Origin of the sequence: Frankia canadensis, assembly GCF_900197875.1 — a bacterium.
GTDB lineage: Bacteria > Actinomycetota > Actinomycetes > Frankiales > Frankiaceae > Frankia > Frankia canadensis.
Map to the genome: position 1 here is coordinate 1 of NZ_FZMO01000128.1, position 10843 is coordinate 10843.

11 protein-coding genes are annotated in these 10843 nt (G+C 73.4%); all 11 read right to left on the minus strand.

The window, feature by feature from the left end; all coding sequences use genetic code 11:
• Positions 1 to 399: 399 nt before the first annotated feature.
• A complete protein-coding gene (locus tag C1A33_RS12840; RefSeq protein ID WP_207770289.1) occupies positions 400 to 804 on the minus strand; it encodes a DUF6907 domain-containing protein in 405 nt (134 codons plus the stop codon).
• An 85-nt stretch (positions 805 to 889) separates the two neighbouring features.
• Positions 890 to 1867, minus strand: coding sequence for a hypothetical protein (locus C1A33_RS12845; protein WP_101831753.1), 978 nt, complete (start codon positions 1865 to 1867; stop codon positions 890 to 892).
• Between the two features lie 57 nt (positions 1868 to 1924).
• Positions 1925 to 2506, minus strand: coding sequence for an RNA polymerase sigma factor (locus tag C1A33_RS12850; RefSeq protein ID WP_243407481.1), 582 nt, complete (start codon positions 2504 to 2506; stop codon positions 1925 to 1927).
• A gap of 383 nt (positions 2507 to 2889) precedes the next feature.
• Positions 2890 to 3510 carry a hypothetical protein gene (locus C1A33_RS12855; RefSeq protein WP_243407479.1) on the minus strand — a complete coding sequence of 207 codons (621 nt, stop codon included), beginning with the start codon at positions 3508 to 3510 and terminating at the stop codon, positions 2890 to 2892.
• 160 nt (positions 3511 to 3670) lie between these two features.
• Positions 3671 to 4102: a GNAT family N-acetyltransferase gene (locus C1A33_RS12860; protein ID WP_101831754.1), complete on the minus strand. Its 432-nt coding sequence runs from the start codon at positions 4100 to 4102 to the stop codon at positions 3671 to 3673.
• A 501-nt stretch (positions 4103 to 4603) separates the two neighbouring features.
• Positions 4604 to 5557, minus strand: coding sequence for a sulfurtransferase (locus tag C1A33_RS12870; RefSeq protein WP_243407480.1), 954 nt, complete (start codon positions 5555 to 5557; stop codon positions 4604 to 4606).
• 1 nt (position 5558) lies between these two features.
• Positions 5559 to 5945 carry a TIGR03618 family F420-dependent PPOX class oxidoreductase gene (locus C1A33_RS12875; RefSeq protein WP_101831755.1) on the minus strand — a complete coding sequence of 129 codons (387 nt, stop codon included), beginning with the start codon at positions 5943 to 5945 and terminating at the stop codon, positions 5559 to 5561.
• Complete coding sequence (locus C1A33_RS12880) at positions 5938 to 7011, minus strand: LLM class flavin-dependent oxidoreductase (protein WP_101831756.1); 1074 nt, start codon at positions 7009 to 7011, stop codon at positions 5938 to 5940. Before C1A33_RS12880 ends, C1A33_RS12875 begins: the two co-directional genes overlap by 8 nt.
• 13 nt (positions 7012 to 7024) lie before the next feature.
• Positions 7025 to 8908, minus strand: coding sequence for a dipeptide ABC transporter ATP-binding protein (locus tag C1A33_RS12885; RefSeq protein ID WP_101831757.1), 1884 nt, complete (start codon positions 8906 to 8908; stop codon positions 7025 to 7027).
• Positions 8905 to 9834: an ABC transporter permease gene (locus C1A33_RS12890; protein WP_101831758.1), complete on the minus strand. Its 930-nt coding sequence runs from the start codon at positions 9832 to 9834 to the stop codon at positions 8905 to 8907. Before C1A33_RS12890 ends, C1A33_RS12885 begins: the two co-directional genes overlap by 4 nt.
• Positions 9831 to 10843: ABC transporter permease (locus C1A33_RS12895; protein WP_341477221.1), on the minus strand; the 1013-nt coding region annotated here is incomplete at its 5' end. The genes C1A33_RS12890 and C1A33_RS12895, both read right to left, overlap by 4 nt.

Here is a 10843-nt window from a genome sequence, read left to right on the forward strand (position 1 = left end):
CCTGGCTGCGCGACGAACTCGGTGACCGTTTCGTCGCCGGTGTCGTCCTGCACACCGGCAAGCGGGTTTACCCGCTCGGCGAGGGCATCGTCGCCGCCCCGATCGCCACTCTGTGGAACTGAACCGCGCTCCCGACCGGCACGCTCGTCGACTGGTGTTACAGCCCCAGTGATCGGCGTGTGGTCTCTTGCCTCGGCGGGGGCGGAGTGGTGTGAGTGGGTGAGCGGCCAGAGTGTTTCTCCATGTTTTATGAGAACACATCGAGCCCGGCTGCCAGCTTATCGCGCGGCTTCTCCGGATCCGCCCTGAGCTGCCAGTCATGCTGATGTCGGCCACACCACCCGGGCCGAACGGTCGTGGCCGGCCCGCGGCCCGACATCGTCCACAGCCAGAAACCGTTCAGCGCCCCGGTTCTGCTTGACGACCTGGCACGACCCCTGCACTTGGGGGAACTTGCTGTCCACCCCTGGAGCAACCGGCGGTCCGCAGGGTGATGACCGCCTGGCGAAGGGCGGCGGCGAGGGCGTACGCCTCCTCGGGGGTGAGGAAGTCGCTGCCGCTGGGTTCGCCGGCGCCGCCGAAATCAAGCGAGATCACCGGCGGATACGCCGTCGCGTCGGTGACATACTGCTCGATCTTCACGTGGATCGGCGGCGTCGCGCCGCGCAGGCCGGGAATCTCGCCGAGGCGGACCGTGGCGATCTCGGCGGCGTGGCAGTCGCCCGGCCCGCCGCTCTGCGGGTGCAGGTGCCCGGCGGGCTCCCGGCACCACGACGGACAGGAACGGCGAAGGTCGTCGGTCATCGCTGGTCGTGGTCTCCGTAGCGATCTCGCCCGGGCTCCCACCGCGCGGTGCGGCGGGAGCGCAGGCTGTGCGAATACCATCCGATCAGCGGTGCGCCGACGGCGAGGCGCCGGCGCTCACAGCGGCGCTGAGACCGGCGGCACCGGGCGACGCGGTGGTCGTCGCGCCGGCACCGGACCCCAGCCCGACACCGAGTCCCACCCGACCCGGGCTCGCGGTCGCGGCCACACCCGCACCCGGAACCTGCGCGCCGAGGCCGGCGCCCGTCGGCCCGGCGTGCGTGCCGACGCCGGCACCCGACCCCACCCCAACGCCGAGACCCGCGCCGTTCGGGCCCGCACTCGCGCCCACACCCAGACCCACACCCCGCCCGCCGACATCCGTCGGCCCGGTGCTCGCGCCGACACCGGCACCTGTCGCCCCGGCCTCCGCACCCCCAGCCACGCCTGGTGCCGCCGTGACACCGGTCTGCGCGGCCAGGGCGTTCGCGCAGAAGCCGTCGACCTGGGCACGCCCACCAGCGGCTGTGACCAGGGCGCTCATGCCCGGGGAGGCGAGAGCCGCGTCGGCGCCGGCGCCGGCGCCGGCCGCCGCCGTGTAGGCGTGGCACAGCCCGAGCAGCTGCGCCGAGACGTGCGCGCCGGCGCTCGGCGTGGGCAGCGACGGCGCCGTGACCTCGGCGGAGGGGGTGGCCGTCGAGGAAACGGCCGCGCCGCCACGTCCACCGGTGACGGGAAGGTTCCCGGTGGTGGCGGCGACGGCGACGCCGCCGAGGGTGACGGCGCCCAGTGCCGTGGCGGCGACCTTCACGGTGAGGAGCTTCGCGAGCAACAGCTTGGACATGGGTTCTCTCCGCGGCTGGGTGACAGGGGCGAGAGGCGCCACCCGGAACGCGGCCACGGCCGCTTCCTCACCGTCGAGTTCGCCGTCGCGGGCCGGGGCGGCCGCGGCAGCGAGCAGGTCGGCGAGGTGATCCGGACCGGCCCCAGCGTCGACCGGAGCGCCGCGAAGCATCCGCTCCGCGTCGCCCCGACCGATCCGGCGGGGTCGGCGTGTGGTCATCTCACGTCCTTCAGCGTTGGAGCCGTCTCCGGTGTTACACCTGGCCACAGACCATGATCATCGCCGTGTGCCGTGCCTGCGTCCATGTTCACCCGCCTCCGGGGGAGCGGCCTCGGTGATCCCGCGCTCACCGAGCTGCTCGGCAAGCCGGCGCAACCCCCGATGCGCCGCGACGCGGACCGCGCCGGCGCGCTTACCGAGGACACGTCCGGCGGTCTTCGCGTCCAACCCCAGGACCACCCGCAGGAGCACCGCCTCCGCCTGGTCCAACGGCAGGGCCGCGATCAGGCGCAGGGCGGCCTCGGTGGAGATGGACTCCAGGGCTCCCCCCGCGGTGTCGTCGGGCGCGGCCACCTCCGTCAGCATCATCTCGACGGGCATGGACTCGCTGCGGCGACGGGTCCGTCGACGAAGGTGGTCCAGCGCACGGTGGCGGGCGATCGTGGCCGTCCATCCGCGGAAGGCGTCGAAGTCGCCGCGGAACGTCGCCAGGTCCCGGGCTATGTGCAGCCAGGCCTCGGACGCGACGTCGTCGGCGTCGTCGCCGACGAGCACCCGGAGATACCGCAGCAGACCGGGCTGGATCGTTCGGTAGATCAGCCGGAAGGCCCGCTCGTCACCGCGCTGTGCCTGGAGCACCGCCGCGCAGAGGTCCGGCTCCTCGGTCGACGACGCCTCGACGGCCGGGCCCGGGGCCGGTGACCCCGATGCCAGCGACGCGCCTGGGCCGGCGACCGCGGTCACCGGCCCCGCCGAGGCGGATGGCCGCCAGGGAAAGCCATCAGTGGCAGCCGGGCCTCCGTTCGCCTGCGCGCTCTCGCTCACCGCGCAGATGATGGGACCCCCCGACGACGGCGATGACAGGGGGTGCTTGCTTGTAGCGCAACGACAGCACGCCGACACGGCGAGCGGCTGGGCGCCGTCGTCCGCCGCGCAGCTGCAGCTGTCGACGTCCTCGGCGACGATGCCGGACGGGTCGCCGGTGGCCGACTCGGGCCGGCCGGTGTCCGGAGCCACACGTGTTATTCAGCAGGGGTGGCCAGCGACGCGCGGAGGTGGTCGCCGAGGTCGAGGCGGCGCGGTATCCGCATGAGCTCGGCCGGCGTGGAGACCACCCCGAACGCTCGCAGCCGTTCCACGAGCAGATCCCAGTCCTGTGCCCCTCCGCTGCCCTCGACCGCGGCGAGGTGCGGCGGAAGCGGGTGGTCAACATCGGCCCAATCCGGCAGCAGGACCATATAGACCATGCGTGCGATCTCCTCGACCGTCAGCTCGGCCAGGATCTCGTCGGGAGTCCCACCGCGGCGCGACATGCCCCAGCCCCGGTCATCCAGGAGGGTGACCTCCAGGCCGTCCGACAGTTCGGCGAACTCGTGCACCGTGAAGGAGAGCCCGCTGCCCGCATCCCGGTAACCCTGCAATGCGGCCGGCCTCGGAACCAGCCCTGGAGCCGAGGTCGGATCCGGCACCACCCCCGGCGCCGGGGCAAGCACCGGGCCGAGCGGGCCATTGGCCACCGCCCGGCCGCCCCCGGCACCACCCTCGCCACCGGCGGCGTTGTGCGGGTCTCGACGGAAAGAAGCCATCGGGCCGGCTGAGGCGAGCTCGCACCACATCCGGATTCCCACGATGGCAGGGCTCATAAGACCATCATGGCAAGATCCTCGACCAGGGCATGGATCCTTTTCGAGGACGACGAGCGGCTGCGCGGCGTGCTGCCCGCCATCAAGGGCCGGGTGTGGGGCAGCGGACGAGTCAATCCCGAGGGGGGCTCCGCATCGACCAGCCCGACGCGGAGGGCGTTCAGCCGGGCTTTTCCATGTCGACGAACTCCACGGGCCCGTAACCGTCGAACGTCTCGGTATGCCGGCCGGTCTCGGCGAAACCGAGGCCCCGGTACAGGCGGATGGCGCGTTCGTTGAAGGACGCGACATCGAGCACCACGCGGCACCGGCCGTAGATGGGGCGGGCGAACTCCAGACCCGCCAGCGCGAACTGTTCGCCGAGCCCACGACCGGTGAGATCCGGCCGCAGGCCCAACCCGTAGAACAGCCCGTCGTCGACCGGCTCGAAGAAGTAGAACCCGACGAGGGCGCCGTCGTCGTCGCGCACCGCGAAGAACAGCTCAGGGTTCTTCACGGGCAGGCCGTCGCTGTCGTAGAAGTCGTAAGGCGGGTCGTAGCGCCAGGCGTCGCGTTCGCGGAACATGGCGTCGTCCGCCGGTTCGATCCTCACATCTTTCGCCCTTCCCGAGCATGGTGGCCTGTCTCAGTTATAGAGTGGTGGGGCGGTGCCAGATAATGCTGTAGCGCAATAGCAGGTGGCGGCGGTATTGGCAGCCGGGCAGGATCTCGGTAGCCAACTCTCGCATCTCTCGGTAGGTGGCGGGCGGTGGCCACACGGTCGGGGACGGGTGCTGCCATCGGCCTTTTCTGGCTCGGTAGAAGGTACCGACGGCGATGCCGGCAAGGTCGGGATGACCAGCGGAAGCTGACCTACCGCCCCGGTCTGCGGGATCGTGGATGTGGTCCGGGACGTGTCCTGTGAGGCGTTGCGTCGATTCCGGTGTCCTGGCGCCTGCCGTTCGGGACACTGACGGTGAATCGGCCGGGCAGGAGTGGGCTTCGGGTTCGCCGGCGCGGACGGGGAGGACCCGACTGAGCCGGTCGTGGTGTTACGCGCGGCGCAGGGCGAGATCGAGCACCCGATTCGGAACCTTACAACCGGTCAGTGCGCTCATCGCTCGACCGTCCCCACACCCGGCGCGGACGGAGCGGTCCCGGCCTCCGCGCCGGTCGCGACGGACCGGGTCTGGTCGGCGGACCATGCCGACCAGGAGCCGGGGTACAGCGCGGTGTCGGCGACGCCGAGCAGCTCCAGCGTCAGCAGATCGTGGCAGGCGGTGACTCCGCTGCCACAGTAGACGATCACCTCGGTGTCCTCCTCGACGCCCAGGGCGTGGTAACGGTCGTACAGCTCGCCACGGGGCGCGAACGTGCCGGCGGCGGTGAGGTTCGCCGCCCACGGGGCGTTGCGGGCGCCGGGGATGTGCCCGGAGCGGACATCGCTGGGCAGCACCTCGGTGCCGCTGTACCGGCCGGCCGCGCGCGCGTCGAGCACCACGGACGTGCCCGCGGCGAGAGCCTGTTCAACCTGGTCAGCGGTGCGGAACCGGGCAGCGGGCCAGTCGAGGACGGCGCGGGTGACCGGCTCGCGGCGCACCGGTCCGGTCTCGAGCGCACCAGCGCCGGCGAGGCCGCCGTCGAGCAGGGCCGCGGGCTGACCGAGGATGCGCAGCAGCCATACCAGCCGGGCCGCGTAGCCGCCGCCGGCGTCGTCGTAGGCGACGACGACCGCATCGGCCGGGATGCCGAGGTCGCCGAGCGAACGCGCGAACGCGGCCGGATCGGGCAGCGGATGGCGCCCGCCGGCCGGGTCGGGTGGCGCGGACAGGGCGGTGTCGACGTCGACCCAGATGGCGCCGGGCAGGTGGCCGCCGAGGTAGGCGTCGTGCCCGCTGCGTCCGTCAAGGTACCAGCGGACGTCGGCGATGATCACGTCATCGCGATGGACGGCGAGCCAGGCGGCGTCGACCAGCGGCGGCACCGGGTCACCGCCCACGACGGTACCGACATCGGGGCTGGTGGCAGGGCCGGCGCTGGCACCGTGGGGGAGGTCCGGTGGGGTCAACTCAGTCCTTTCGATGGATGCGGTCGGCCCGCAGGCGCAGCAGGACGCGTTCGCCGTCGGCGGGGCGCAGCGTGGGGCTGCCCGTCCACTTGGTGAACGTGATGTGGGCCAGGTCGATCGCGGGCGGGCCGGTCTCGGTGGCGACGACGCGGCCGCGGACCTCGATGTAGCGGCGGGGGTTGGCGGCGTCGTGCAGGAGGATGGTGACGCGCGGGTCGGCGAGGATGTTGCGGTATTTCTGGCGGCTGGTCTGGGTGCCGACGAGGATGTGCTCGTCGTCGGCGTGCTGCCAGACGATGCTGGTCTGCGGCTCGCCGCCGGGCATCAGCGTGGTGAGATAGCCGAGGTTGCGGCCGGCGGCGAGCTCACGCACGTCCGGGTCAAGCACGCGACGCCACCGGGTCGGCCGGGGGTCGCGCGGCAGTGGCGCCGAGGGAGGCGACCTGCGGGAGGACGTCGGAGGCGAGCAGCTCGGTGGCGGCGCGGACCTCGTCAGCGGGGATGCCGCCGATGTCGATGGCGAGCAGGTGCAGGTCGTGGCCCCACAGGCCGTGCAGGGCGCCGAGGCGGTCGACGACCTCGGCGGGGCTGCCGCAGATCGCCGGGCCGTCGGGACCGATGTACTCGTCGAAGTCGAACGGGCGCGGCGAGCCGCCGTGCGAGGGGAGCCGGGCCGACAGGTAGCTGGTGATGTACTGCGACCAGGTGGCGCGGGCCGCCTGGGACGTGGGGGCGACGAACACGTGGCTCGCGGCGCCGAGCCGCCCGGAGGGTCCGGGGCGACCGGCGAGGGACCATTCGCGGCGGTAGGCGTCAAACACGTCGACGAAGTCAACGGGTGGGCGCGCGGTGGTCCCGGCGATCAGCGGCAGGCCGTGGTCGACGGCGAGGCGGACCGACCCCGAGCCGACCCCGGCGCTGATCCACAGCGGCGGGGCGGCCTGGGCGGGGCGGGGCTGCACCCGCACGTCGTCCAGCGGCGGTCGGAACCGGCCCTGCCACGTCACCCGGTCCTCGGTCCACAACCGCAGCAGCAGTTCGACGGCCTCGCGCTTGCGCGCCGCCTTCACCTGCGGGTCGTGTCCGAACACCGTCCACGGGTCGGGGAAGAACGACGCGCCGGCGACGAGCTCGAGGCGGCCGTCGCTGAGCAGGTCCACGAGGGCATAGTCCTCGGCGACAAGCACCGGGTCACGGTTCGCCACCAGTGTGGTGCCGGTGGCGAGCCGGATGGTGCTGGTGTGTTCGGCGATGGCGGCGAGCACGACGGCCGGCGACGGGATCACGTCACGCTCTCCGAAGTGGTGCTCGCCGACGGCGTACCAGGCGTAACCGAACTCCTCGGCGTCCGCCGCGGCGCGCACGACGTCGCGCAGCCGCTGGCGCTGGCTCAACGCGACGCCGGTACGCGGGTCCGGCAGGAGACTGCCGAAACTGATCAGCCCAAGATCCATGATCGTGTCCTCATCATCGGGTGCCGGGGATCGCGGCCAGCAGGGTGCGGGTGTAGTCGTCGCGGGGATCGGCGAACAGCCGCTCGGTGTCGGCGAACTCGACGAGCCGGCCACGGTGGAGCACCGCGACCTGGTCGGCGAGCTCCCGCACGACGGCGAGGTCGTGCGAGATGAACAGATAGGTCAGCCCGTGGGAGTCCCGCAGCTCCCGCAGCAGCCGCAGGATCTGGGCCTGCACGGTCACGTCGAGCGCGGAGACCGGTTCGTCGCAGACGAGCAGTCGCGGGGTCAGCGCGAGGGCGCGGGCGATCGCGACGCGTTGACGCTGCCCACCGGACAGCTCCGCCGCCCTGCGCCGGGCGACGGCCGCGGGAAGCGCGACGTCGGCCAGCAGGTCCGCGACCCGCGCCGGCCGTTCGGCGCGCCCGAGGATCCCGAAGTTGCGCAGCGGCTCGGCGACGATCTCCTCGACGGTGAATCGCGGGTTCAACGAGCTGTAGGGATTCTGGTAGATGAGCTGGACGTTGCGGTGCAGGGCGCGCAGCCGGGCGCCGGACAGCCCGGTGACCTCCTGGTCGCCGATCCGCACGGTGCCGGCGGTGGGCCGGACGAGGCCCAGCACCAGCCGGGCGATGCTGCTCTTGCCCGAGCCGGACTCGCCGACGAGCCCCATCGTCGTACCCGCCGGGATCGTGAAACTGACGTCGTCGACCGCCGCCGTACGCGGACCGCGCCCCGGGTACACCAGCCGCAGCCCCTCGGCGACCAGCAACGGCGGCGGCGCGACCAGCGAGGCCGGGACGGGCAGGTCCGGGGCCGACGCGTTCGGATCCGCTGTCCGCGCACGTTGCGACGTCGCGAACGCCGCGGGTCGGCGTCGGGTGGTCGCGGAGGGGGGACTGTCCGCGGGCTCGCTGGGCTCGCTGGGTTCGTGGGGCTCACCGGATCCGACGGGCTGGCCGGCGGCTCGGCGGATCAGGGCGCGCCCGGGGATGTCGGCGAGAAGCTGACGGGTGTAGGGCTCGCGGGGGTCGGTGAGCACCCGCTCGGTGGGTCCGGCCTCGACGACCCGGCCGCCGGACATCACCACGACGTGGTCGGCGCGGTCGCCGACGACGAGCAGGTCGTGGGTGACCAGCAGGATGGTCGTGCCGGCGGCGGCCAGGGTGTCGAGGTGGTCGAGGATGCGGCGGGCCACGGTGACGTCGAGCGCGGACGTCGGCTCGTCGGCCACCAGCAGCTCAGGGCCCGCGGCCGTGGCCATCGCGATCAGCACCCGCTGGCGCAGACCGCCGGAGAGCTCGTGCGGGTACTGCCGGAAGCGGGTCGAGGCGTCGGGGATCCCGGCGTTGGTGAGCAACCGGATGGCCTGGTCCCGGGCCGCGGCGCGGGGCAGCCGCCGGTGGGCACGCAGGACGTCGGTGACGTGCCGGCCGATCGTGCACACCGGGTCGAGGCTGACTCCCGGGTCCTGCGGGATCAGTCCGACGCGGGCGCCGCGGACCTCCCGCCAGGCCCGTTCCGGCAGGCCTGCGAGGTCCCGTCCGGCCAGGTCGATGCTGCCCGCGTCGACCTGGCCGCCCTCGGGCAGCAGGCCGATCAGCGCATGTGCCAGCGTCGTCTTGCCCGAGCCGGACTCGCCGACGACCGCCGTGATCCGCCCGACCGGCACGTCGAGGTCGACGCCGTCGAGCGCGATCGCGCGCCCACCGGACTCGGCCCGGTAGGTCACCCGCAACCCGCGTACCCGCAGCAGCGGGCGGCCCGCACCGGGTGAGGCGGTCGCGTCAGGCGACGTGGCCGTGTGGGGCGAGGCGGCCGCGTGGGGAGAGGTGGCCACGTGGGGGAGGGCGGCCGAGGAGGGCTGGGCCGGATCCTGGTGGGCCGCGACGCTCATGGCCGGCTCCGTTCGTTCTCGCGGACCCGGGACAGCCGGTTCGCGGCGAGTACGACGACCGCGATGGTCAGGCCTGGCATCGCCGTCAGCCACCAGGCGGTGGCCAGGTAGTCGCGGCCGCCGGCGACCAGCGCTCCCCATTCCGGCGCGGGCGGCGGCGGCCCATAGCCGAGGAAGCTCAACGCGGACACGGCGAGGACGACCAACCCGAAGTCCAGTGCGGCGAGCGCGAGCACGGGGCCGACGGACGCCGGCGCGACGTACCGCGCGAGGATCCGCCACCAGCGGGCCCCGCAGAGGGTGGCCGCTTCGACGAACGGCGCGGTGCGCACCCGCAGGACCTCGGCGCGGGTCAGGCGGGCGAAACTCGCCACGCTGGTGAGCGCCACCGCGATCGCGACGTTCACTGTGCCGAATCCGAGCGCGCTGATGATGAGCAGGGACAGCAGCACCGGCGGGATGGACAGGGTGACGTCCACGATCCGCATGATCGCGAGGTCCACCCACCGGCCGAGGTAGCCGGCGAGCAGACCGAGCAGCACGCCAGCGCCGAGGGCGACGCCAGTGGCGGCCAGCGCGGTGCGCAGCGACAGCGACGCGCCGTGGACGACCCGGGCGTAGACGTCCCGGCCGAGCTGATCGGTGCCGAACAGATGGTGCTCGCTCGGCGCTCGCAGCCGGTGCGCGCCGTCCCCGGTGTTCGGGGACTGGTGGGAGAACCAGCCGGGGACGATCATCCAGCCGAGTACCACGAGCAGCGCGAGGGCGGACAGCACGACGCCGGGATGCCTGGCGGCGTACCGGGCCGCCCGGCGCACGGCCCCCATCCGCCCGGCCTCGGCGGTGCTGGGTGCGGCCTCGGTGCTGGACGCGGCCTCGGTGGTGGGTGCGGCCTCGGTGGTGGGTGCGGAGTCGACGGCGCTCATCCGGCTTCACCCTCCTGGGCCGCCGCCACGAGAGCGCCGCCCCGTAGCCGCGGGTCGAGCACGGGGTAGAGCAGGTCGACGGTGAGGTTCGTGATGGCGTAGCCGACCGCGGCGACGACGACGACGCCCTGCACCACCGACAGGTCCTGCGCGCCGACCGCGGCCTGGACGATCAGCCCCATGCCGGGGCGGGAGAACACCGTCTCGACGACGACGGCGCCGCCGATGAGGTTGCCGACGAGCAGGCCGAGCACGGTCAGCGTCGGCAGGGCGGCGTGCCGCAGCCCGTGGCCGACGAGCAGGCGGCCGGGGCCGATCCCGGCGGCCCGCATCGTGTCCGCCCACGGGCGGTGCAGACTGTCGTGCAGGCTGCGGCCGACCACCTGGGCGACGAGGGCGGCGCCGGGCAGCGCCAGCGTGCAGGCGGGCAGGACCAGCTCGCGCGGGCCGCCGCCGGCAAGGGTGGGGAACAGGTGCCAGCGGAACGACAACAGCTGCAGCAGCATCAGCCCGACCCAGAACGAGGGCAGCGAGATGCCGGCGGCCGGCACCGAACGCAGGACCTGGCGCAGGAACGCGGCCGGGGCGAGGTTCGCCAGCAGGCCCACGGCGCAGCCGAGGACGAGGGCGATGAGCAGCGCGGTGGCGCCGAGCCGCAGCGTCGACGGCAACGCCTCGGTGATCACCGAGGAGACCGATCGGCCGGTCTGGATCGACGATCCGAAGTCGCCATGCGCCGCGTCGGCCAGGGCGTGCAGGTACTGCACGACCAGCGGCCGGTCGAAGCCGAGGTCGGCGCGGGCCTGGGCGATCTGTTCCGGGGTCGGGGTGGAGAAGCCGTTGCTGCCGGTCAGCATCAGGGCCACCGGGTCGCCGGGCAGGACGCGGACGGCGAGGAACGTGACCGTGAACGCGGCCCAGACCACGGCCACCGCCTGCGGCACCCGGCGCAGCGCGACCCGGCCCAGCAGGTGCGCGCCCGCGCCCACCCCGCCCCGCGACCCGGGCC